21 protein-coding genes are annotated in these 21,532 nt (G+C 65.5%); 16 read left to right on the top strand and 5 right to left on the bottom strand.

All coding sequences use genetic code 11. The annotated features are described in order from the left end of the window. Window positions 1–33: 33 nt before the first annotated feature. On the top strand, window positions 34–957 hold the full coding sequence (locus PTT45_RS10715; protein ID WP_443218174.1) for an FAD:protein FMN transferase: 924 nt from the start codon (window positions 34–36) through the stop codon (window positions 955–957). A gap of 154 nt (window positions 958–1,111) precedes the next feature. Beyond that, entirely contained in the window at window positions 1,112–2,506 is a 1,395-nt protein-coding gene (gene sthA, locus PTT45_RS10720; RefSeq protein WP_273813242.1) for a Si-specific NAD(P)(+) transhydrogenase, read from the top strand. Between the two features lie 167 nt (window positions 2,507–2,673). On the opposite strand, the gene PTT45_RS10725 is transcribed toward sthA, so the two are convergent. Genes PTT45_RS10725 through PTT45_RS10735 form a run of 3 tightly spaced genes read right to left on the bottom strand, consistent with a single transcriptional unit; the run spans window position 2,674 to window position 4,261 of the window. Beyond that, window positions 2,674–3,393, bottom strand: coding sequence for a glycerophosphodiester phosphodiesterase (locus tag PTT45_RS10725; protein ID WP_273813243.1), 720 nt, complete (start codon window positions 3,391–3,393; stop codon window positions 2,674–2,676). Further along, entirely contained in the window at window positions 3,390–3,689 is a 300-nt protein-coding gene (locus PTT45_RS10730) for a phosphodiesterase (protein WP_273813244.1), read from the bottom strand. Before PTT45_RS10730 ends, PTT45_RS10725 begins: the two co-directional genes overlap by 4 nt. Next, a complete protein-coding gene (locus PTT45_RS10735) occupies window positions 3,686–4,261 on the bottom strand; it encodes a PilZ domain-containing protein (RefSeq protein WP_273813245.1) in 576 nt (191 codons plus the stop codon). The genes PTT45_RS10730 and PTT45_RS10735 overlap by 4 nt, the downstream gene beginning before the upstream one ends. A gap of 98 nt (window positions 4,262–4,359) precedes the next feature. Between PTT45_RS10735 and PTT45_RS10740 the strand changes: the two genes are divergently transcribed. From PTT45_RS10740 to PTT45_RS10750, 3 genes are read left to right on the top strand one after another with little or no spacing between them, the layout of a single operon-like run. Continuing rightward, window positions 4,360–5,616, top strand: coding sequence for a lipoprotein-releasing ABC transporter permease subunit (locus tag PTT45_RS10740; protein ID WP_273813246.1), 1,257 nt, complete (start codon window positions 4,360–4,362; stop codon window positions 5,614–5,616). Beyond that, on the top strand, window positions 5,609–6,292 hold the full coding sequence (lolD, locus tag PTT45_RS10745; protein ID WP_273813247.1) for a lipoprotein-releasing ABC transporter ATP-binding protein LolD: 684 nt from the start codon (window positions 5,609–5,611) through the stop codon (window positions 6,290–6,292). The genes PTT45_RS10740 and lolD overlap by 8 nt, the downstream gene beginning before the upstream one ends. A 1-nt stretch (window position 6,293) precedes the next feature. Then, complete coding sequence (locus PTT45_RS10750; protein WP_273813248.1) at window positions 6,294–7,538, top strand: lipoprotein-releasing ABC transporter permease subunit; 1,245 nt, start codon at window positions 6,294–6,296, stop codon at window positions 7,536–7,538. Window positions 7,539–7,569: 31 nt separating this feature from the next. On the opposite strand, the gene PTT45_RS10755 is transcribed toward PTT45_RS10750, so the two are convergent. After that, window positions 7,570–8,100: a DUF2062 domain-containing protein gene (locus PTT45_RS10755; RefSeq protein ID WP_273813249.1), complete on the bottom strand. Its 531-nt coding sequence runs from the start codon at window positions 8,098–8,100 to the stop codon at window positions 7,570–7,572. A 96-nt stretch (window positions 8,101–8,196) separates the two neighbouring features. Between PTT45_RS10755 and PTT45_RS10760 the strand changes: the two genes are divergently transcribed. The 8 genes from PTT45_RS10760 to murB all read left to right on the top strand — a co-directional run bounded on the left by PTT45_RS10760 (window position 8,197) and on the right by murB (window position 15,058). After that, the gene (locus PTT45_RS10760; protein ID WP_273813250.1) at window positions 8,197–10,422 is read left to right on the top strand and encodes a DNA internalization-related competence protein ComEC/Rec2; all 2,226 of its coding nucleotides are present in this window, start codon (window positions 8,197–8,199) and stop codon (window positions 10,420–10,422) included. 72 nt (window positions 10,423–10,494) lie between these two features. Further along, on the top strand, window positions 10,495–11,166 hold the full coding sequence (locus tag PTT45_RS10765; RefSeq protein WP_273813251.1) for a MotA/TolQ/ExbB proton channel family protein: 672 nt from the start codon (window positions 10,495–10,497) through the stop codon (window positions 11,164–11,166). Further along, a complete protein-coding gene (locus PTT45_RS10770) occupies window positions 11,163–11,594 on the top strand; it encodes an ExbD/TolR family protein (protein ID WP_273813252.1) in 432 nt (143 codons plus the stop codon). The genes PTT45_RS10765 and PTT45_RS10770 overlap by 4 nt, the downstream gene beginning before the upstream one ends. Continuing rightward, on the top strand, window positions 11,591–12,595 hold the full coding sequence (lpxK, locus tag PTT45_RS10775) for a tetraacyldisaccharide 4'-kinase (RefSeq protein WP_273813253.1): 1,005 nt from the start codon (window positions 11,591–11,593) through the stop codon (window positions 12,593–12,595). Before PTT45_RS10770 ends, lpxK begins: the two co-directional genes overlap by 4 nt. A gap of 35 nt (window positions 12,596–12,630) precedes the next feature. After that, window positions 12,631–12,816 (top strand): Trm112 family protein, encoded by a 186-nt coding sequence (locus tag PTT45_RS10780; protein WP_137971807.1) that lies wholly within the window; start codon window positions 12,631–12,633, stop codon window positions 12,814–12,816. Beyond that, the gene (gene kdsB / locus PTT45_RS10785) at window positions 12,817–13,578 is read left to right on the top strand and encodes a 3-deoxy-manno-octulosonate cytidylyltransferase (RefSeq protein WP_273813254.1); all 762 of its coding nucleotides are present in this window, start codon (window positions 12,817–12,819) and stop codon (window positions 13,576–13,578) included. Continuing rightward, window positions 13,578–14,042, top strand: a complete 465-nt coding sequence (locus tag PTT45_RS10790) for a low molecular weight protein-tyrosine-phosphatase (protein ID WP_273813255.1) — start codon at window positions 13,578–13,580, stop codon at window positions 14,040–14,042. The genes kdsB and PTT45_RS10790 overlap by 1 nt, the downstream gene beginning before the upstream one ends. After that, window positions 14,039–15,058 (top strand): UDP-N-acetylmuramate dehydrogenase, encoded by a 1,020-nt coding sequence (murB, locus tag PTT45_RS10795; protein WP_273813256.1) that lies wholly within the window; start codon window positions 14,039–14,041, stop codon window positions 15,056–15,058. The genes PTT45_RS10790 and murB overlap by 4 nt, the downstream gene beginning before the upstream one ends. Window positions 15,059–15,264: 206 nt before the next feature. Here murB and rne read toward each other — a convergent pair whose 3' ends face one another. Continuing rightward, window positions 15,265–18,327: a ribonuclease E gene (rne, locus tag PTT45_RS10800; RefSeq protein WP_273813257.1), complete on the bottom strand. Its 3,063-nt coding sequence runs from the start codon at window positions 18,325–18,327 to the stop codon at window positions 15,265–15,267. Window positions 18,328–18,917: 590 nt separating this feature from the next. On the opposite strand from rne, the gene rluC reads away from it, so the two are divergent. Genes rluC through sppA form a run of 3 tightly spaced genes read left to right on the top strand, consistent with a single transcriptional unit; the run spans window position 18,918 to window position 21,517 of the window. Then, a complete protein-coding gene (gene rluC / locus PTT45_RS10805; protein ID WP_273813258.1) occupies window positions 18,918–19,871 on the top strand; it encodes a 23S rRNA pseudouridine(955/2504/2580) synthase RluC in 954 nt (317 codons plus the stop codon). Then, complete coding sequence (locus PTT45_RS10810) at window positions 19,864–20,556, top strand: HAD-IA family hydrolase (protein WP_273813259.1); 693 nt, start codon at window positions 19,864–19,866, stop codon at window positions 20,554–20,556. The genes rluC and PTT45_RS10810 overlap by 8 nt, the downstream gene beginning before the upstream one ends. Continuing rightward, entirely contained in the window at window positions 20,549–21,517 is a 969-nt protein-coding gene (gene sppA / locus PTT45_RS10815; RefSeq protein WP_273813260.1) for a signal peptide peptidase SppA, read from the top strand. Before PTT45_RS10810 ends, sppA begins: the two co-directional genes overlap by 8 nt. Window positions 21,518–21,532: the final 15 nt, after the last annotated feature.

The raw sequence follows: 21,532 nt of genomic DNA on the forward strand, positions 1-21,532 counted from the left end.
AAGGCACCTGTCGAAGAGTTCGGCGGGCCGGCCATGGGCAGCCATTACTCGTTGAAGTATGTGCAGACCGAAGGCGTGCCGCCGCAAGAGCGCCTGCAGGGCGAGGTGGAAGGGTTGCTGAGCGAGGTCGATCAGCAGATGTCGACCTGGCGCGCGGACTCCGACCTGTCGCGTTTCAATCGCTTGCCGGCCGGTGCCTGCATGCCGATGCCTGAGCCGGTGCTGGAACTGGTGCGTCTCGGCGTCGAGCTGTCCACCGCCAGCACTGGCGCCTTCGACCTTACGGTACAGCCGCTGATGGACCTCTGGGGCTTCGGTGCGCAGTCGCGTGGTCATCGGCTGCCTGCGGACGAAGAGATAGCCGCGGTCATGCCTGTGATCGGCCAGCGCCACCTGCGCATCGCCGATGGTCGGTTGTGCAAGGATGCCGCCGTGCGCCTCGACCTGGATGCCATCGCCGCTGGCGCAGCGGTGGATCGCATTGCCGCGCGCCTGGTCGAGCTGGGCGTGCACAGCTTCCTGCTGGAGATTACCGGCGAGCTGAAGGCGGTGGGGCGCAAGCCGGACGGCTCACCCTGGATCATCGCCATCGAGGCGCCGCGTGACGACCGCCGCGAGGAGCAGCTGCGGCTGCAGCTGGATGGCCTCGGACTGTCCACTTCGGGCGACTATCGCAATTACTTCGAGGTCGGCGGCAAGCGCTACTCGCATACCTTCGATCCGCGTACTGGCAGGCCGGTGGAGCACGATCTCGCCTCGGTCAGCGTGGTGGATGCCTCGGTGCTGCGCGCCGACGGTCTGTCTACCATGTTGATGGTGCTGGGGGCGGAGTCGGGCATGGCCTATGCCGAGCGCGAGGGCGTGGCCGCGCTGTTCATTCAGCGCAGCGGCAAGTCCTTCGTCACCCGGGCCAGCCCGGCCTTCGTCGCGCGCTTCGGTGAGCCGGGGTCCATGTAGTGGATAGAAAGCTCGCCTACGACGCGACCAAGCGCTAATGTGCGCGGCAAAATCACACGGCTAAGCTATGTGAAGCATTTCGAGATCGCGGCCATGGGGTGCTGCGGTCGATCCGGGCGCCGCTGGAGCGCCCGGCGCGCGATGAGGAGTAAGCATGGCGGTCTACAACTACGACGTGGTGGTGCTGGGCTCGGGCCCGGCGGGCGAAGGCGCGGCGATGAACGCGGCCAAGGCCGGGCGCAAGGTGGCGGTAGTCGACAACCGTCCTCTGGTCGGCGGCAACTGCACCCACCTCGGCACCATCCCGTCCAAGGCGCTGCGCCACTCGGTGCGCCAGATCATGCAGTACAACACCAATCCGCTGTTCCGCCAGATCGGCGAGCCGCGCTGGTTCTCCTTCCCGGACGTGCTCAAGAGCGCCGAGCGTGTGATCTCCAAGCAGGTCGCCTCGCGCACCGGCTATTACGCACGTAACCGCGTCGACGTGTTCTTCGGCACAGCCAGCTTCCATGACGAGCAGACCGTGGAAGTGGTCTGCGCCAGCGGTGTGGTGGAGAAGCTGGTGGCCAAGCAGGTCATCATCGCCACCGGTTCGCGGCCCTATCGCCCGGCCGACGTGGACTTCAACCACGCGCGTATCTACGACAGCGACACCATCCTCAGCCTGACCCACACCCCGCGCCGGATCATCATCTATGGCGCCGGCGTGATCGGTTCCGAGTACGCCTCGATCTTCAGTGGCCTGGGCGTGCTGGTCGACCTGATCGACAACCGCGACCAGCTGCTCAGCTTCCTCGACGACGAGATATCCGACGCCCTCAGCTACCACCTGCGCAACAACAACGTGCTGATCCGTCACAACGAGGAGTACGAGCGCATCGAGGGTCTGGACAACGGCGTGATCCTGCACCTCAAGTCAGGCAAGAAGATCAAGGCCGACTGCCTGCTGTGGTGCAACGGCCGTACCGGCAACACCGACAAGCTGGGCCTGGAGAACATCGGTATCAAGGTCAACAGTCGTGGCCAGATCGACGTCGACCAGCAGTACCGCACCTCGGTGTCGAACATCTTCGCCGCTGGTGATGTGATCGGCTGGCCGAGCCTGGCCAGTGCCGCCGCCGACCAGGGCCGCTCGGCCGCCGGTAGCGCGGTGGAGAACGACAGCTGGCGCTTCGTCGACGACGTGCCGACCGGCATCTACACCATTCCGGAGATCAGCTCGATCGGCAAGAACGAGAAGGAGCTGACCCAGGCCAAGATTCCCTACGAGGTCGGCAAGGCCTTCTTCAAGGGCATGGCGCGTGCGCAGATCTCCCACGAGCCGGTGGGCATGCTGAAGATCCTGTTCCACCGCGAGACCCTGGAAATCCTCGGCGTGCACTGCTTCGGCTACCAGGCCTCGGAGATCGTGCACATCGGCCAGGCGATCATGAACCAGAAGGGCGAGGCGAATACCATCAAGTACTTCGTCAACACCACCTTCAACTACCCGACCATGGCCGAGGCCTATCGGGTGGCTGCGTTCGACGGTCTCAACCGGCTTTTTTGAGCGGCTCCGACCGGTGGCCTGAGCCGGTCGGGGATCCCCTCAACGACTCCCGCACCTGGCGCTGGCCGAATCGGGAGAGCTTCTGACCAGGCGCGATGCTGCAAAAAGAAACCGGCCCTCGGGCCGGTTTCTTTTTGTCCGCGTTCTTTTGTCCGCGAGAAGCGTGCTCAGCGCTTGAGCGTGTCGACCGCCAGCCCGGGGAAGTCGGTAATGATGCTGTCCGCGCCGAAGTCGGCCAGGCGGCGCATCAGGGCTGGCTCGTTGACCGTCCATACCGACACGTGCAGGCCGGCCTTCTGCGCCTTGAGCAGGCGTTCCGGGGTGCACAGGGTCCAGTTCAGCGCGAGCATCGAGCATTCGTGGTGGGCGGCGACCTTGAGCGGGTCCAGCCAGTTGTATTCGGCCACCAGACCCCGCGACAGCTCCGGTGCCAGGCGGCGCAGGGCGCGCAGCACTTCGCGCGAGCTGCTGGTGACGGTGATGCGGTCCTTGATGCCGAAACGCTCGGCCAGGGCCTGGATGGCCAGCACGGTGCGTGCGGCGCGCACTCGCGAGGCGCTCTTCACTTCCAGTTGCCAATGCTCGAAAGGGCACTGCTCGAACAATGCTTCCAGCTTGGGAATGGGGCAGGGCGTCTTCCAGCCGGGGCCGCCCAGGCGGGCGTCGAGGGTGACCAGTTCGGCGGCCTCGTGCTCCACCACCTTGCCGCGCCGGCCGGTGGTGCGCTTGAGCGTCGGGTCGTGGATCACCATCAGCTCGCCGTCGCGCGACAGGTGCAGGTCCAGCTCGCAGCGGGTGACGCCGTGAGCGAGACATTGCTGGAAGCTGGCGAGGGTGTTTTCCGGTGCTTCGCCCTTGGCGCCGCGGTGGCCGTAGATGAGGGTCACTGTTGATCCTTGATGGGGTAGTGCTGCTGGTGATGCAGCACGCTGTTGATCACGTGGTCGTATTCGAAGTAGACGCTGAAGCTGCGGTAGTCCCAGCGGGTGATCGGCGGCTGCCCCACCGGTGCATGTTCCTCGTCGGCCAGGCCGAAGCGCTCCAGTACCGAGCGTTTGGACTCGCCCTTCTGTGGCAGGTGGGCGACGGACTCACCCTGCTGGCCGATGGGGATCTCGATGGTTTCGGCCTGGGCCAGCGGCGCCAGCAACAGGGCGCAGAGCAGGGCGCAAGGCAGCCTCATCGTTGCTGCTCCTTGGCGATGCGTCGCTCAAGGGCCTGTCTCTGCAGGATATGGCGGGCCAGCAGCTGGCGCTGGGCGTCGGTCAGTGCCTCGAACTCGGTGCCGATCTCGAACTGGCCATTGTCGCGGGGCTGGCAGTGCACGACCTGGGCGCGCAGCAACAAGCCCAGGGCCTGGGGCATGAGCACCATCTTGATCGCCAGGTGGCTGCCGGCTGGCACTGGCTTGGGATTGTTGAAGCTGATGCCGCCCTCGGAGATGGACACCCTGCGCGGTGCGCCGATGTCGCGCAGCAGGCTCTGAGCCACGGCCTGGCCGAGCAGGTCGATGCGCTTGTTCATCACCTTCAGGTAGTTGGCCAGGGTGCGGTCGCGCTCGCTGATGTGGCGCAGCAGGTGCTGCGACTCGAAGTCCATCAGGTGCAGATCGCTGAGCAAATTGAACAGCGGCGAATTGTCGTGCAGTGGGTCACTTGCGTGCGCCTCGGCTCCGGAGAGCAGGCTGAAATCCAGTGCGATCGTATCCTCGATACGATAGTATTCGCGGCGATCATCGACGTCTTGATTCGACATGGCGAACCCATGGCAGCAGTGGTGGTCTGAGTGTAAGGCCGCGCGCCAGGCCTCGCCACAAGGACGTTTCTCTCTTTTCGCCAGCGAACCCCTCACTCATGTTCAGACCCCTGCCGTTCTTCATCGGCGTGCGCTACACGCGGGCCCGACGCCGCAGCCTGTTTGTCTCCTTCATCTCCCTGACTTCCATTATCGGCCTCGCCCTCGGCGTGCTGGTGATGATCGTCGTGCTGTCGGTCATGAATGGCTTCGACCGTGAGATGCGTGACCGCGTGCTGGGCATGGTGCCGCATGCGACCCTCGACAGCCCTACGCCGATCCAGGATTGGCGCACCATCGGTGAAGGGCTGCTGCGCCACCCGCAGGTGGCGGCCGTGGCGCCTTTCACCCAGATGCAGGGGCTGCTGACCAACAACGGCCAGGTGCAGAAGGTACTGATCAACGCCATCGATCCCGCCGAAGAGGGCAAGGTGTCGATCATTGGTGACTATTTCCTCAAGGATCAGGGCTCTCTCGATTCACTCGAGGCGGGCGGTTTCGGCATGGTCATCGGTGACCTGGCGGCGAAGAAGCTTGGCTTGAAGATCGGCGACAAGGTCACCTTCGTCGCGCCCGAGGTGGCGGTGACGCCCGCCGGCATGTTCCCGCGCATGAAGCGCTTCACCGTGGTCGGCATCTTCCACGTCGGCGCCGGCGAGATCGACGGCCACGTGGTGATGGCTCATGTGCAGGACGCTGGCCGCCTACTGCGCCTGAAGCCGGGTGAGGTGCAGGGCATCCGTCTCAAGCTGCATGACCTGTTCCAGGCGCCGCAGGTGGCCTGGGAGCTGGCCGGGCTGCTGCGCGACCAGGACTTCTACGCCCGCGACTGGACCCGTACCCACGGCAACCTGTACCAGGCCATCCGCATGGAGAAGACCATGATCGGCCTGCTTCTGCTGCTGATCGTCGCGGTCGCCGCTTTCAACATCATTTCCACCCTGGTGATGGTGGTGACCGACAAGAAGTCGGACATCGCCATCCTGCGCACCCTCGGCGCCACCCCGCGGCAGATCATGGCCACCTTCATGGTCCAGGGCACCGTGATCGGTGTGGTCGGCACCCTGCTGGGCGGCGTGCTCGGCGTGCTCGCGGCGCTGAACGTGAGCGCGGCGATCAAGGGGCTGGAGAGCCTGCTGGGCATCCAGTTCCTCAATGCCGAGGTGTATTTCATCGATTACCTGCCGTCGCAGGTGCAGGTCAGCGATGTGGCGCTGGTCTGCGGCGCGGCGCTGGTCCTGAGTTTCCTTGCCACCCTTTACCCGGCCTGGCGTGCTGCGCGCACCCAGCCTGCGGAGGCTTTGCGTTATGAGTGACAAGTCCGTGCTGAGTTGCCGCAACCTGGGCAAGAGCTACGAGGAAGGCCCGCAGACCGTCGAGGTGCTGGCCAATGTCGAGCTGGAACTGTTGCCCGGTGAGCGCGTCGCCATCGTCGGTACCTCCGGCTCGGGCAAGAGCACGCTGCTGAACATGCTGGGCGGCCTGGATACGCCGAGCCGCGGCAGCGTCTGGCTGGCCGGCGAGGAACTGTCTGCACTCAACGAGAAGGCCCGCGGCCTGCTGCGCAACCGTGCGCTGGGCTTCGTCTACCAGTTCCACCACCTGCTGCCGGAGTTCACCGCGCTGGAGAACGTGTGCATGCCGCTGCTGATCGGCAAGACGCCGATCCCGGAAGTACGCCAGCGTGCCACCCAGCTGCTGGAGCGGGTCGGCCTCGGCCATCGCCTGTCGCACAAGCCGGCCGAACTGTCTGGTGGTGAGCGCCAGCGCGTGGCCATCGCCCGCGCCCTGGTCAACAACCCGGCGCTGGTGCTGCTCGACGAGCCGACCGGCAACCTCGACCAGCACACCGCCCAGGGCATCCAGGACCTGATGCGCGAGCTCAGCTCCTCGTCGCAGACCGCCTTCCTGGTGGTGACCCATGACCCGCAACTGGCAGGGCAGATGGATCGCGTGCTGCGCCTGGAAGATGGTCGACTGGTAGCTGCCTGATATGTTCAGACCTCTCTCGCTCTTCATCGGTATTCGCTACACCCGCGCCAAGCGGCGCAACCACTACATCTCGTTCATCTCGCTGGCATCGATGATCGGCCTCGGCCTCGGCGTGCTGGCGATGATCGTGGTGCTGTCGGTGATGAACGGCTTCCAGAAGGAAATGAGCTCGCGCATCCTCGGCATGGTGCCGCACGCGACCCTCAGCGCCGAGCAGCCGCTGGACGATTGGCAGGCGGTTGCCGCGGCAGCGATGAAGCACCCCGAGGTGGTCGGCGCCGCGCCCTTTGCCGAGCTGGATGGCATGTTTTCCTACAAGGGCACCATGCAGCCGGTACAGGTCAACGGCATCGACCCCGCCGAGGAGCAGAAGGTCTCGATCCTCGGCCAGCACATGGTCCAGGGCAAGCTGGCCGACCTCAAGGCCGGCGAGTTCGGCGTGGTCATCGGCGAGATCACTGCGCGGCGTTTCCGCCTGAATGTGGGCGACAAGCTGACCCTGATCGTGCCGGAACTGAGTGGCGCCGCGGGTGGCATCACGCCGCGCATGCTGCGCCTGTCGGTGGTCGGCGTGTTCAAGGTTGGTGCCGAGCTGGATGGTAGCCTGGCGCTGATCCATATCGCCGATGCCTCCGGTATCCAGCGCCTGGCCGAGGGCCAGGTGCAGAGCGTGCGCATCTCCCTCAAGGACCTGTACCAGGCGCCGCAGGTCTCCGCTGCCATCGCCGGTGAGCTGGGCGCGGGCTTCAAGGCCGTCGACTGGACGCGCACCCAGGGCAGCCTGTTCAGCGCCATGCAGATGGAGAAGACCATGATCGGCCTGCTCCTGCTGCTGATCATCGCGGTAGCGGCTTTCAACATCATCGCCACGCTGATCATGGTGGTCGCCGACAAGCGTGCGGATATCGCCATCCTGCGTACCCTTGGCGCCACGCCGGGGCAGATCATGACGGTGTTCATGGTCCAGGGCACGGTGATCGGTTGCATCGGCACCTTGGTCGGCGGCGTGCTGGGCGTGATCGTCGCGCTCAACATCAGCGGCTGGGTCGCCTGGCTGGAGAAGGCGGCCGGTACGCACGTGTTCAGTTCCGACGTGTACTTCATCAGCAGCCTGCCATCCGACCTGCGTGGCCTGGACGTGCTACTGATCTGCGGCGCGGCGCTGACCATGAGCTTCCTCGCCACGCTGTATCCCTCCTGGCGTGCGTCGCGCACGCAGCCGGCCGAGGCCCTGCGCTACGAGTAAGAAAAACGCCGCTGAACAGCGGCGTTTTCTTTTACTGGTCGGCAGCTTGCCGGCGGCGCTCGGCGCGCTTGCGCCAGCTGTGCGCCACCCACCAGCGCCAGTACAGCATGGTGGTGGCATAGGCCAGGGCGCCGAGCAGCGCACCGGTGACCACCGAGCCGAGCAGGAAAGGCTTCCAGACAATGCTCAGCTCACCACTGATCCAGTCCCAGGTCAGCTCGTCCGGTAGCTCCATCGGCGGGATGCCGAGCAGCCAGGCGCCCATCTTGTAGGTGCAGTAGAAGATCGGCGGCATGGTGAAGGGGTTGGTCAGCCATACCAGGCCTACCGAGATCGGCAGGTTGGCACGGATCGGAATCGCCAGGCTGGCGGCGATCAGCATCTGCGCGGGGGCCGGGATGAAGGCAGCGAACAGGCCCGCGGCCATGGCGCGCGCCACCGAGTGGCGGTTCAGGTGCCACAGGTTGGGGTCATGCAGCAGGGCGCCGAGAAAGCGCAGCGACTTGTGTTCCCGGATCATTTCCGGATTGGGCATGTAGCGTTTGAACAGGCGACGAGGCATGGGCAGTCTCGAAAAACACGAGCGGCTATTATGCACCGATGGTCGCAGGCGGGTTTGGCCGCATTGTGACAACCGATAACCCAGGATGGGGAAACGATGCGCACAGGGATGCTCGCGCTGGCTGCAGGCCTGGCCTGCCTGCCATTTATGCCGCGGCTGCCGGAGACATGGCAGCTGCTGGCGTTGCTGCCTGTCGCGTTGATGCTGCTGCCCTGGCGCAGCTATCCCGTCTCCTTCTTTCTTCTTGGCTTCGCCTGGGCCTGCTGCAGTGCGCAGATGGCTCTGGATGATCGCCTTCCTTTAGAACTCGACGGACGCACGCTGTGGCTGGAGGGGCAGGTCGTGGGCCTGCCGGAGATGGGCGAGGGCGTGGTGCGATTCCAGTTGAAGGGCTCTGTCGCCCGCGCGCATCGCCTGCCGCAGCGCATGCGCCTGGCCTGGTACGACGGCCCGCGCCTGCAGGCTGGCGAGCGCTGGCGTTTGGCGGTCAAGCTCAAGCGCCCGCGCGGCCTGGCCAATCCGCAGGGGTTCGATTACGAAGCCTGGCTGTTGGCACAGCGCATCGGCGCCACCGGTACGGTCAAGCAGGGCGAGCGCCTGGGCGCGTCGGACGGTCCGGCGGCCTGGCGTGATCAGCTGCGCCAGCGCCTGCTGGGGGTGGAGGCCCATGGTCGTGCGGGTGGCCTGGCTGCCCTGGTGCTGGGTGACGACTCCGGCCTGAGTCGCGCCGACTGGCGGGTGTTGCAGGACACCGGCACCGTGCATCTGCTGGTGATCTCCGGCCAGCATGTGGCCATGCTGGCGGCGCTGCTCTATGGCCTGGTCGCAGGCGCTTTCCGCCTGGGCCTGTGGCCGCGCGCGTTGCCCTGGTTGCCGTGGGCCTGTGCCCTGGCCTTCATCGGTGCGCTGGGATACGGCCTGCTGGCGGGCTTCGAGGTGCCGGTGCGGCGCGCCTGCGTGATGGTCGCCCTGGTCCTGCTCTGGCGCCTGCGCTTTCGTCATCTCGGCCTGTGGTGGCCCTTGTTGCTGGCCTTCGTTCTGGTGCTGCTGGTTGAACCACTGGCCAGCCTGCAGGCGGGCTTCTGGTTGTCATTCGGGGCCGTGGCTGTGTTGGTCTGGGTATTTGGCGGGCGGCTCGGCGCCTGGTCCTGGTGGCAGGTGTGGTGGCGCGCCCAGTGGACCCTGGCGCTGGGGCTACTGCCGCTGTTCTTCGCCCTCGGTTTGCCGCTCAGCCTGAGTGGCCCGTTGGCCAATCTGGCCGCGGTGCCCTGGGTCAGCCTGCTGGTGGTGCCGCTGGCGCTGCTGGGCACGCTGCTCTTGCCGGTGCCCTGGCTGGGCGAGGCGATTCTGTGGTTGGCCGGTGGCCTGCTAGAACTGCTGTTCCAGGCGCTGGCCTGGATAGCCGCAGTGCTGCCTGCCTGGTTGCCTACCGCGCTTCCGCCGTGGGCCTGGCTGCTGGGCAGCCTGGGTGTTGTGCTCTGCCTGCTGCCGGCCGGTGCACCGGTGCGCGCATTGGGCCTGCCTTTGCTGCTGGCGCTGTTTTTGCCGCCGCGTGAGCGGCTTGCGGCCGGCCATGCGGAAGTCTGGCAGCTGGATGTCGGCCAGGGACTGGCGGTGCTGGTGCGCACCCGCGAGCATGCGTTGCTGTATGACGCCGGGCCGCGCTTCGCCGACTTCGATCTGGGCGAGCGCGTGGTCCTGCCTTCGCTGCGGCAGCTGGGCGTTGATCGGCTTGATCTGATGCTGCTCAGTCACGCCGACAGCGATCATGCGGGTGGTGCCCAGGCCGTGGCCCGGGGCATGACGGTCGGCCAGGTGCTGAGTGGCGAGGCTGGCGGGCTGCCGGTCGAGTTGCAGGCGCAGCCCTGTATCGATGGTGCCAGCTGGAACTGGGATGGCGTGCGCTTCACTACCTGGCGCTGGGCGCAGGCCGGGGAGGGTAACCAGGCCTCGTGCCTGCTGAAGATCCAGGCCGAAGGAGAGAGTCTGCTGCTGACCGGTGATATCGACGAGCGAGCCGAGCGGGCGCTGATCGAGCAGGGGCGCGATCTGCGCGCCGACTGGCTGCAGGTGCCGCACCATGGCAGCCGTAGTTCCTCGTCTGCGGCTTTTCTCGATGCGGTGCAGCCGCGAGCGGCGCTGCTGTCGCGTGGCTGGCACAACCCCTTCGGTCATCCGCATCCGCGCGTGGTGGCGCGTTATCAGGCGCGCGGAGTCGCATTGCACGACAGCGCCGAGCAGGGTGCGTTGCGTCTGCTGCTGGGGTCTGGAGAGGGCGTTGAAGGCTGGCGCCAGCGCGCGTATTTCTGGCGGGAAAAATGAGAACCGGGATGGTCTGCGCCGACGTGACCCTATGCTAGAGTGGCGCCACTTTTCCGAGGGGGATTCTCTACCGTGTGGGAGCTGGTCAAATCTGGCGGCTGGATGATGCTGCCGATCATTCTGAGTTCTATCGTCGCCGCCGCCATCACTGCCGAGCGTCTCTGGACCCTCCGCGCCGCCCGTATCGCGCCGCCTCATCTGCTGGGCCAGGTGTGGCTGTGGATCAAGGAAAAGAAGCTCACCAACGACAAGCTCAAGGAGCTGCGCGCCAACTCGCCGCTGGGGCAGATTCTCGCCGCCGGCCTGGCCAACTCCAAGCATGGTCGCGAGATCATGAAGGAGTGCATCGAGGAGGCCGCCGCCCGCGTCATCCATGATCTGGAACGCTATCTCAATACCCTCGGTACCATCGCCGGTGTTGCGCCGTTGCTCGGCCTGCTCGGCACCGTACTGGGCATGATCGATATCTTCAGTGCCTTCATGGGCACCCACATGGCCAACGCCTCGGTGCTCGCCGGTGGTATCGCCAAGGCTCTGATCACCACCGCCGCCGGCCTGTTCGTGGCCATCCCGGCGCTGTTCTTCCACCGTTTCCTGGTGCGCCGCGTCGACGAACTGGTGGTCGGCATGGAGCAGGAGGCGATCAAGCTGGTGGAAGTGGTGCAGGGCGACCGTGACGTCGACCTGGGCAACGGCAGCGCCCCCGCGCCGAAGGAAGCTCGCAAAGAGGTCAAGAAGGCGTGAAGTTCCGACGCAGACAGCGGGAGAACAACGTCGAGATCAACCTGGCGTCGCTGATCGACGTGGTGTTCATCCTGCTGTTGTTCTTCGTGGTCACCACCACCTTCACCCGCGAGACCCAGCTCAAGGTCGACCTGCCGGAAGCCGCCAGCGGCACGCCGCCGGAAGACACCGCGCTGAAGCAGATGGAAGTGCTGATCAGTGCCGAGGGTAGCTACTCGCTCAATGGCCAGGCATTGCTCAAGAGCGATCTGGACGGCCTGATGGCGGCACTGGGCAAGGAGTCCGCTGGCGACAACAGTCTGCCTCTGTCCATCAGCGCCGACGCTAAGACCCCGCACCAGGCGGTGATCACCGCCATGGACGCCGCCGGCAAGATGGGCTTCTCCCACCTGCGCATCACCACGGTCGAGGCCGAGGCTAAGCCTTGAGCCTCGCCGACCGGCTGACCGCCGCCTGGTACGACGGCCATCCCGCCCTGACCCTGCTGCGCCCGCTGGAGTGGTTGTACCGGCGGGTGGTGCAGGGCAAGCGCCGCGCCTTCCTGGCCGGTGAGGGTGACATCTATCGTTCGCCTGTGCCGGTGCTGGTAGTCGGCAACGTCACGGTTGGCGGTACCGGCAAGACTCCCATGATTCTCTGGCTGATCGAGCACTGCCGTGCACGTGGCTTGCGCGTCGGCGTGGTCAGTCGTGGTTATGGCGCGACGCCGCCGGAGCTGCCCTGGCGCGTGCGTGCCGAAGATCCGGCGAGCCATGCCGGCGACGAGCCGCTGCTGATCGTGCAGCGCAGTGGCGTGCCGCTGGTGATCGACCCACAACGTGCCCGCGCCGTGCAGGCACTGCTGGAGCAGGAGTCGCTGGATCTAATCCTCAGCGACGATGGCCTGCAACATTACCGCCTGGCTCGCGATATCGAACTGGTGCTGATCGATGCCGCGCGTGGCCTGGGCAATCGCCGCTGCCTGCCTGCCGGCCCTCTGCGCGAGCCGGCCGAGCGCCTGGCCGAGGTCGACGCGGTGCTGCGTAACGGCGCGGCCGAGGATGGCGAGGAGGGCTACGCCCTGCAGCTGCGGCCGACCGCCCTGGTCAATCTGCTCAGCGGCGAGCGTGTCGGCCTTGAGCATTTCGCGCCGGGCCAGCAGGTCCACGCGGTAGCTGGTATCGGTAACCCGCAGCGTTTCTTCAATACCCTCGAAGCGCTAAACTGGCGGCCGATCGCGCATCCTTTCGCCGACCACGCCAGCTACAGCCCCGAGGCCCTGCAGTTCAGCCCGGCGCTGCCGCTGCTGATGACCGAGAAGGATGCGGTGAAATGCCGGGCCTTCGCCGCCGCCGACTGGTGGTACCTGGCGGTGGATGCGGCGCCGTCGCCGGCCTTCGTCGCCTGGTTCGATGAGCGCCTGGATCGCCTGCCGTCCGCCCGGCCCTGAGTTTTCGCGTTTTTCCACCTCTCCGAGGATTCCCCATGGACCCCAAACTGCTCGACATCCTGGCCTGCCCGGTATGCAAGGGCCCGCTGCAGCTTTCCGAAGACAAGTCCGAGCTGATCAGCAAGGGCGCTGGCCTGGCCTATCCGATTCGCGACGGCATCCCGGTGATGCTGGAGAGCGAGGCGCGCACCCTAACCACCGATGAACGCCTGGACAAGTAGATGACTGCCTTCACCGTTGTCATTCCCGCCCGCTACGCCTCCAGCCGCCTGCCCGGCAAGCCGCTGCAGGACATCGCCGGCAAGCCCATGGTGCAGTACGTGTGGGAGCAGGCGAAGAAGAGTTCCGCGAGCCGTGTGGTAGTGGCTACCGACGATGCGCGCATCTTCGAGGCTTGCCAGGGCTTCGGTGCCGAAGTGCTGATGACACGCGTCGACCACAATTCCGGTACCGACCGTCTGGCCGAAGTGGCTACCCAGCTGGGGCTGGAGAGCGACGCTATCGTGGTCAACGTGCAGGGTGACGAGCCGCTGGTGCCTCCGAGCATCATCGACCAGGTGGCCGCGAACCTGGCCGCCAATCCGCAGGCCGCCATCGCCACGCTGGCCGAGCCGGTCGAGGATGTCACCGCGCTGTTCAATCCCAATGTGGTCAAGGTGGTGGCTGACAAGACTGGCCTGGCCCTGACCTTCAGTCGTGCGCCGCTGGCCTGGGCTCGTGATGCCTTCGCCAAGAGCCGCGACGTGCTGCCGGAGGGCGTGCCATATCGCCGCCACATCGGCATCTATGCCTACCGCGCCGGCTTCCTGCATGACTTCGTGGCCTGGGGCCCGTGCTGGCTGGAAGACACCGAATGCCTGGAGCAGCTGCGTGCGCTCTGGCACGGCGTGCGCATCCACGTGGCCGATGCCCTGGAAGCGCCGGCTGCCGGAGTCGACACGCCGGAAGATCTGGAGCGGGTGCGACGCCTGCTGGGGGCCTGATGCGCGTCCTGTTCGTCTGCATGGGCAATATCTGCCGCTCGCCCACGGCCGAGGGCGTGTTTCGCCATCGCCTGGCGCAGGCCGGCCTGCACGAACAGGTGACGGTGGATTCCGCCGGCACCGGCGACTGGCATGTGGGCAAGGCGCCGGATGGTCGCTCCAGCCAGGCCGCACTGGGCCGCGGCTACGACCTGTCGAGCCTGCGGGCGCGTCAGGTGCAGCGCGAGGACTTCCAGCGTTTCGACCTGATCCTGGCCATGGATCACGACAACCTGGCGCGTTTGCAGGCGCTGCGGCCATCCTCCGGTGGTGCCGAGCTGGACCTGTTCCTGCGCCGCTACCAACTGGCGCTGGATGAGGTGCCCGATCCCTATTACGGTGGGGCAGACGGCTTCGAGCAGGTGCTGGACATGATCGAGCAAGCCAGCGATGCGCTGCTCGTCGAGATCAAGGGGCGCCTGTGAGTCTGCAGTTCAACGAAGCGTTTTCCCTCAAGCCGTTCAACACCTTCGGTGTGGACGTCGGGGCGCGGCTGTTCTCCGAGGCGCGAGATGACGGCGACATTCGCCAGGCACTGGCCGAGGCCGAGCGCCGGGGCTTGCCGTTGCTGCCCATCGGTGGTGGCAGCAACCTGCTGCTGACCGGCGATGTCGAGGCTCTGGTGTTGCGTATTGCCAGTCGCGGTCTGCGCGTCCTGACCGACGATGGTGAGCGGGTCGTGGTAGAGGCGGAAGCGGGCGAGTCCTGGCATCCCTTCGTGCTCTGGACCCTGGAGCAGGGCCTTTCCGGCCTGGAGAACCTAAGCCTGATCCCCGGCACCGTCGGTGCCGCGCCGATGCAGAACATCGGTGCCTATGGCGTGGAGATCAAGGACGTGTTCGCCGGGTTGACCGCGCTGGATCGCCAGACGGGTGAGCTGCGCGAGTTCGATCTCGGCGAGTGCGCCTTCGCCTATCGCGACAGCCTGTTCAAGCAGCAGCCGGGACGCTGGCTGATCCTGCGTGTGCGTTTCGCCCTGAGCCGGGCGACGACTTTGCACCTGGACTACGGTCCGGTGCGTCAGCGCCTGCAGCAGGAGGGCATCGAGGCGCCGACGGCTCGCGATGTCAGTCGGGCCATCTGTGCCATTCGTAGCGAGAAACTGCCCGATCCGGCCGAGCTGGGCAACGCCGGCAGCTTCTTCAAGAATCCGGTGGTGCCGACCGCGCTGGCCAAACGCATCCGTGCCGAGCATGCTGACCTGGTCAGCTATCCGGCAGGCGAGGGTCAGGTAAAGCTCGCGGCCGGCTGGCTGATCGAGCGAGCAGGGTGGAAGGGCTTCCGCGAAGGAGATGCGGGGGTGCATCGTCTGCAGGCGCTGGTGCTGGTCAACTACGGCGCGGCGTCGGGAGGGCAGCTGCTGGCGCTGGCCCGGCGTATTCAGGCGGATATCGAGCAGCGCTTTGGAGTTTTGCTGGAGATAGAGCCCAACGTGCTCTGAGGGCTTGCCTCGGAGCTTGCGCTCGCCAGCGGGCGGTGTCGCGAGTGGCCGGGGTAGGGCGCCGCTCCCATCTAAATCACCAACTGTCTCTGCCGCTTGCGTGAGTGATCGTCATGCCCTGCCTGGGCGCGGAGAGAGCGAAAACATAACGAGCAGAAACGAAAAAGGGGATGCCGAAGCATCCCCTTTTTCTTGTACCGCCGATCTTAGACCTGCGGTTTGCTCTCTTCCTCGTCCGCCTGCGGGGCGGTCTCGGTGACAGCTTCTACCTGCTCGGCCGCAGGTTCATCGCGGGTCGGCTCGCTCTCGGTGGCCTGGGGAATTTCCTGGACCACTTCGATGGCTGGCTCGGCGATCACTTCGGCCGGTGCGGCCTCCACGACGCTTTCCATTACCGGGGTGGCAGCGACTTCCACAGGGGCTGCTTCGACTACCTGAGGCGCGGCAGCTGCTTCGGCAGCGAGGCGGGCAGCCTCCTGCTGACGGCGGCGCACTTCACGCGGGTCGTTGGCGGCGCGGCCGCCGCTGCTCTGTGCGGCGGCTGCCGGGGCGGCCTCCTCCGGAGCGGCTTCTACGACAGCGACTGGAGCTTCGACAACCGGAGCGACGGGAGCGACCGGAGTCTGTTCGACCGGGGCTGCTTCCACTACCGGCTCGGCAACGATGACCGGAGCAGGAGCGGGCTCTTCGACCGCTACGCTGACTTCAGCCTGTTGCAGCTGCTCGGCTACCGGAGCTTGTTCCGGCTGAGCCAGGACTTCCTCGGCGGCCACGGTGACGGCAGCAGCTACAGCCACGGCCGCGCTCTCGGCGGCGGTGGTGGTAGCGCCTTCGGTACCGGCCTCGACAGTTTCTGCGGCTTCTTCGCCATCATCGACAATCGGATTGCCATCGGCATCACGCAGGCGCTCGCGGCGGTTGCTGCGGCGACGCTGGCCGCGGGAGCGACGGCGCGGACGGTCGCCGCCTTCACCGCCTTCCTGATCGTCGTCGGCCTGCTCGCCATTCAGCAGTACTTCTTCTTCGCTGGCGGCTTCGGCCTGTTCGGCGCGCGGTTGACGCTCTTCACGCGGCGGACGCGGCTGGCGCTCCTCGCGCGGCTTGCGCTCGGCACGCTGTTCCGGCTGCTCCTGTTGCTCCTGCTGCTCTGCAGGGTTGGCGGCAACGGCGTCCAGCGGATCGCGCAGCTCGCGGCGGCGCTCCTCGCGCGGCTCACGGCCTTCACGCGGCTGGCGTTCGCCACGCTCGCGGCGGTTCTCCTGGCCTTCACGCGGCTCGCGCGGCTCACGAGCTTCGCGCGGTTGACGCTCTTCGCGAGGCTGGCGTTCTTCACGGGCTTCACGCGGTTGGCGTTCTTCACGCGGCTCGCGGGCTTCGCGAGGCTGGCGCTCTTCACGCGGTTTGCGCTCTTCGCGTTCGCCACGCTCGCTGCGCTCACCACGTTCACCGCGCTCGCGGCTGCCGCGGCCATCGCGACGGTTCTGCTGGCGGCCGTTTCGGCGCTCGTCACCACGCGGCTTGCGCTCGGCGGGCTTGGCTTCGACGACTGGCTGCTGCTCTTCTTCCTTGCCGGCGAACAGACTGACCAGACCCTTGACCAGGCCTTTGAACAGGCTCGGTTGCGGAGTCGGCGCGGCCGGTGCCAGCGGGGCGGCTGGAGTCGGGGCGGCGGGGCGTGGCGGGGTGGTCTTCAGCGCGGCTTCCTGGCGAACCAGGGTGCGGGTAGCGCTGGCCGGTTGGGCGTCTTCGACTTCCGCTGCAGCCATTTCGTAGCTGGATTGGCCGCTCATCACTTCCGGGCTGTCGTCGCGCAGGCGTTGGACTTCGAAGTGCGGGGTTTCCAGGTGGTCGTTCGGCAGGATCACGATGCGCGCACGGGTGCGCAGCTCGATCTTGGTGATGCTGTTGCGCTTCTCGTTGAGCAGGAAGGCGGCAACCGGGATCGGCACCTGGGCGCGAACCTCGGCGGTGCGGTCCTTCAGCGCCTCTTCCTCGATCAGGCGCAGGATGGCCAGCGACAGAGACTCGACGTCACGGATGATGCCTTGGCCGTTGCAGCGCGGGCAGACGATGCCGCTAGTCTCGCCCAGGGACGGACGCAGGCGCTGACGGGACATTTCCAGCAGGCCGAAGCGCGAGATGCGGCCGACCTGTACGCGGGCACGGTCAGCTTCCAGGGCTTCGCGGACTTTCTCTTCCACGGCGCGCTGGTTCTTGGCTGGAGTCATGTCGATGAAGTCGATGACGATCAGGCCGCCGATGTCACGCAGGCGCAGCTGGCGGGCGATTTCTTCGGCCGCTTCCAGGTTGGTCTGCAGGGCGGTTTCTTCGATGTCGCCGCCTTTGGTCGCACGCGCCGAGTTGATGTCGATGGACACCAGGGCTTCGGTCGGGTCGATGACGATCGAGCCGCCGGACGGCAGCTTCACTTCGCGCTGGAAGGCGGTTTCGATCTGGCTTTCGATCTGGAAGCGGTTGAACAGCGGCACGCTGTCTTCGTACAGCTTGATCTTGCTGGCGTACTGCGGCATGACCTGCTGGATGAAGGCCAGGGCTTCTTCCTGGGCTTCGACGCTGTCCACCAGCACTTCGCCGATGTCCTGGCGCAGGTAGTCGCGGATGGCGCGGATGATGACGTTGGATTCCTGGTAGATCAGGAACGGCGCGGCGCGATCCTTGGAGGCGTCCTTGATGGCGGTCCACAGCTGGATCAGGTAGTCCAGGTCGAGCTGCAGCTCTTCGCTGGAGCGGCCCAGGCCGGCGGTGCGCACGATCAGCCCCATGTCGCCCGGGGCGTTGAGGCCGTTCAGCGCTTCACGCAGTTCGTTGCGCTCTTCGCCTTCGATGCGACGGGAGATGCCGCCGGCGCGCGGGTTGTTCGGCATCAGGACCAGGTAACGGCCGGCGAGGCTGATGAAGGTGGTCAGGGCCGCGCCCTTGTTGCCACGCTCTTCTTTCTCGACCTGGACGATGACTTCCTGGCCTTCCTTCAATACTTCCTTGATGTTGACGCGACCGCCTTCGGGGGCCTTGGAGAAGTATTCGCGGGAGATTTCCTTGAGGGGCAGGAAGCCGTGGCGCTCGGCGCCGAAGTCGACGAAGGCCGCTTCGAGGCTGGGCTCGACGCGGGTGATGCGGCCCTTGTAGATGTTGGCCTTCTTCTGCTCACGGGCGCCGGACTCGATGTCCAGATCGTAGAGCTTCTGGCCATCTACCAGAGCGACACGCAACTCTTCGGGCTGAGTTGCGTTGATTAGCATTCTTTTCATGTTGTACCAATGGTTTCCGGGCTACCGGAAACGGCGTTTGGCACACACGACTCTCAGGGTCGGTGTCAGGGCGCGCTCGGGAGTGGTCGTAAATCACTCCAGTGTCTAGCGGCTCGGGCCAGTAGGGCCGGTGCCGCGACTACGCTCCTGTTTGCTGTGGTGACAGAAGCACTCAGTCAGGGGAGGAATCAACCGGTCGGTGCGGACGAATGTGAAGCGTCTTGGTAAAGCCTGTAGCTACGCTGTCCGACGGTTGTGCATCTCCACCCTACACGTATCGCTGAAATCGGGTGCCGCTCGCTGAATCCGTAGCGGGTTTGCATTACCGCAGGCTGGGCCTGCGCGTCTGTCGAGTCTGGCCGCGATTTCTGCGTGCCAGGCTCTTTGGCTCAAGGCGTTGTTTCCGGGATTCGTCGCGCTCTGTGCGGCGAGAGCCCCGTCGGACGGCCTCACGTCCTGAAAGGGTTGCGCTCGGTAGGGATGGCAGTGTTGTCGATCATCCGCTGACCGGGCCGCTTTTGGCGGCGTTCGCGACTATATCAGTAATGATTAAGTGCTTCAATTCCATAAAAAATTGTTATGATTCCCGCATGACTACTGACAATTCTCCAACCTCCGGCGTCCAGCTGCTTGAGGTTGCGCCGGATCATGCCGGCCAGCGTATCGATAACTTTTTGCTCGCCCGTCTCAAGGGTGTGCCGAAAACCTTGATCTACCGCATCCTGCGCAAGGGTGAGGTGCGGGTGAACAAGGGGCGGATCAAGCCCGAATACAAGCTCCAGGCTGGTGACATCGTGCGCGTTCCGCCGCTGCGTCTGGCTGAGCGCGACGAGCCGGCACCGCTGGCGCAGAGCCTGCTGGAGCGTCTCGATGCGGCCATCGTCTACGAAGACAAGGCTTTGATCGTGCTGAACAAGCCGGCCGGCATCGCCGTGCATGGCGGCAGTGGTCTGAATTACGGCGTGATTGAGGCATTCCGCCAGCTGCGTCCGGATGCCAAGGATATCGAGCTGGTCCATCGTCTGGATCGCGATACCTCCGGTCTGCTGATGATCGCCAAGAAGCGCAGCATGTTGCGCCATCTGCATGAGGCGCTGCGTGGTGATGGTGTCGACAAGCGCTACATGGCGCTGGTGCGCGGTAGCTGGCCGACCTCGAAGAAGAAGGTTGCCGCGCCGCTGCTGAAGAACAACCTGCGTTCCGGCGAGCGCATGGTCGAGGTCAATCCCGACGGCAAGGAAGCGCTCACCGAGTTTCGTGTGCTGCGCCGTTTTGGCGAGTTCGCCACGCTGGTCGAGGCCTGTCCCATCACCGGGCGCACCCATCAGATTCGTGTGCACGCCAAGCATGCAGGGCACTCGATTGCCGGCGACGCCAAGTATGGTGACGAAGAGTTCACTCGCGAGATTCGCGAGCTGGGCGGCAAGCGCCTGTTCCTGCATGCCTATCAGCTGAAGATCGAACTGCCGGATGGCCAGCGCCTGGAGCTGGAGGCCGCAGTCGACGACATGTGGGAAGCGACCCTGGAGCGCCTCGGTGCCTGACTATCAACTGCTGATCTTCGACTGGGACGGCACGTTGGTCGACTCGATCGGTCGCATCGTCGAGTCCATGCGGCGGGCTGCCGATGTGTGCGGGTTGCCGCAGCTGAGCGACGAAGCGATCAAGGGCATCATCGGCCTCGGCCTGCCAGAGGCTATCCAGACCCTGTATCCCGAGCTGGGTGAGGCTGCGCAGATCGAGCGCTTCCGTCTCGGCTATGGCGAGCATTACATGACCCTGGAGAGCGAGCCTTCGGCCCTGTTTCCGGGGGTGGCGGAATCTCTGGAGTCCTTCCGTGAGCGGGGCTATCGCCTGGCGGTTGCCACCGGCAAGAGCCGTCGTGGGCTGCACAAGGTGCTGGAAGGGCATGGCTGGCTGGATTATTTCGATATCACCCGCTGCGCCGATGAGACGGCCAGCAAGCCGCATCCGCTGATGCTGCATGAAATCCTGGCGCACTGCGCCGTGACGCCGGAGCGGGCGCTGATGGTCGGTGATTCGGCCTTTGATCTGCAGATGGCGCGAAACGCTGGAATGGATTCGGTGGCCGTAGGGTTCGGGGCGCAGCCGCTGGACAGCCTGCGTGCTCATGAGCCCAGGCTGGCAATCAACGAGTTTTCCGAATTGCGCGCCTGGCTGGACGGGCGCGCGCCTGTTGGGATTGTCGAGGTAGGCGAGTATGTCTGATCAATGGAATGCGTCGGGTGACGAGAAGGCCTGGAAGCTGCTGGAGAAAACGCTGCAGGCCGGTGTGGTCGAGCAGCGCCGGGCGCGGCGCTGGGGCATCTTCTTCAAGCTGCTGGCTTTCATCTATGTGTTCGGTGCCCTGGCTCTGTTCTCTCCGGCGCTGAAATTGGGCAAGACGGCCTCGTCGGCCGAGCACCACACGGCATTGATCGAGGTGCGCGGCATGATCATGGCTGACGAGCAGGCCAGTGCCGACAATATCGTCAGCAGCCTGCGCGCGGCCTTCGAGGACGAAAAGACCAAGGGTGTGGTCCTGCGTATCAACAGCCCGGGCGGCAGTCCTGTGCAGTCCGGCTACATCTACGACGAGATCAAGCGCCTGCGTGGCGAGCATCCGGACGTTAAGGTCTACGCGGTGATCAGCGATCTGGGCGCCTCCGGGGCCTACTACATCGCCAGCGCAGCCGATCAGATCTACGCCGACAAGGCCAGTCTGGTGGGTTCCATTGGCGTTACCGCGGCCACCTTCGGCTTTGTCGGGGTGATGGAGAAGGTCGGTGTCGATCGCCGGGTTTATACCTCTGGCGAGCACAAGGCCTTCCTTGACCCCTTCCAGCCGCCGAAGGCGGAGGAGACTCGCTTCTGGCAGAGCGTGCTGGAGACCGCGCACAAGCAGTTCATCGACAGCGTGAAGAAGGGGCGTGGTGATCGCCTCAAGGTCGATGGGCATCCGGAGCTGTTCTCCGGCCTGATCTGGTCTGGCGAGCAGGCTCTGGCTCTGGGGTTGGTGGATGCTCTGGGTAGCAGCAGCTACGTGGCGCGTGAAGTGATAGGTGCGAAGGATATCGTCGACTTCACGCGCGAGGAGAGCCCCTTCGATCGCTTCACCAAGAAGCTCGGTGCCAGCGTGGCCGAGAACCTGGCGTTGTGGATGGGCTTCCAGGGGCCGACCCTGCGCTGACGCTTCCTTATATAT

It is taken from the genome of Pseudomonas sp. Gutcm_11s (genome assembly GCF_028649395.1).
In the GTDB taxonomy this organism is placed as follows: Bacteria; Pseudomonadota; Gammaproteobacteria; order Pseudomonadales; family Pseudomonadaceae; genus Aquipseudomonas.

Excerpts from the sequence above, each read along its gene's own strand:
- PTT45_RS10715 (WP_443218174.1), top strand. The coding sequence starts at position 34 with ATGGGCAGCCATTACTCGTTGAAGTATGTGCAGACCGAAGGCGTGCCG.
- sthA (WP_273813242.1), top strand. The coding sequence starts at position 1,112 with ATGGCGGTCTACAACTACGACGTGGTGGTGCTGGGCTCGGGCCCGGCG.
- PTT45_RS10730 (WP_273813244.1), bottom strand. The coding sequence starts at position 3,689 with ATGAGGCTGCCTTGCGCCCTGCTCTGCGCCCTGTTGCTGGCGCCGCTG.
- PTT45_RS10735 (WP_273813245.1), bottom strand. The coding sequence starts at position 4,261 with ATGTCGAATCAAGACGTCGATGATCGCCGCGAATACTATCGTATCGAG.
- PTT45_RS10740 (WP_273813246.1), top strand. The coding sequence starts at position 4,360 with ATGTTCAGACCCCTGCCGTTCTTCATCGGCGTGCGCTACACGCGGGCC.
- lolD (WP_273813247.1), top strand. The coding sequence starts at position 5,609 with ATGAGTGACAAGTCCGTGCTGAGTTGCCGCAACCTGGGCAAGAGCTAC.
- PTT45_RS10750 (WP_273813248.1), top strand. The coding sequence starts at position 6,294 with ATGTTCAGACCTCTCTCGCTCTTCATCGGTATTCGCTACACCCGCGCC.
- PTT45_RS10755 (WP_273813249.1), bottom strand. The coding sequence starts at position 8,100 with ATGCCTCGTCGCCTGTTCAAACGCTACATGCCCAATCCGGAAATGATC.
- PTT45_RS10760 (WP_273813250.1), top strand. The coding sequence starts at position 8,197 with ATGCGCACAGGGATGCTCGCGCTGGCTGCAGGCCTGGCCTGCCTGCCA.
- PTT45_RS10780 (WP_137971807.1), top strand. The coding sequence starts at position 12,631 with ATGGACCCCAAACTGCTCGACATCCTGGCCTGCCCGGTATGCAAGGGC.
- kdsB (WP_273813254.1), top strand. The coding sequence starts at position 12,817 with ATGACTGCCTTCACCGTTGTCATTCCCGCCCGCTACGCCTCCAGCCGC.
- PTT45_RS10790 (WP_273813255.1), top strand. The coding sequence starts at position 13,578 with ATGCGCGTCCTGTTCGTCTGCATGGGCAATATCTGCCGCTCGCCCACG.
- rne (WP_273813257.1), bottom strand. The coding sequence starts at position 18,327 with ATGAAAAGAATGCTAATCAACGCAACTCAGCCCGAAGAGTTGCGTGTC.
- rluC (WP_273813258.1), top strand. The coding sequence starts at position 18,918 with ATGACTACTGACAATTCTCCAACCTCCGGCGTCCAGCTGCTTGAGGTT.
- sppA (WP_273813260.1), top strand. The coding sequence starts at position 20,549 with ATGTCTGATCAATGGAATGCGTCGGGTGACGAGAAGGCCTGGAAGCTG.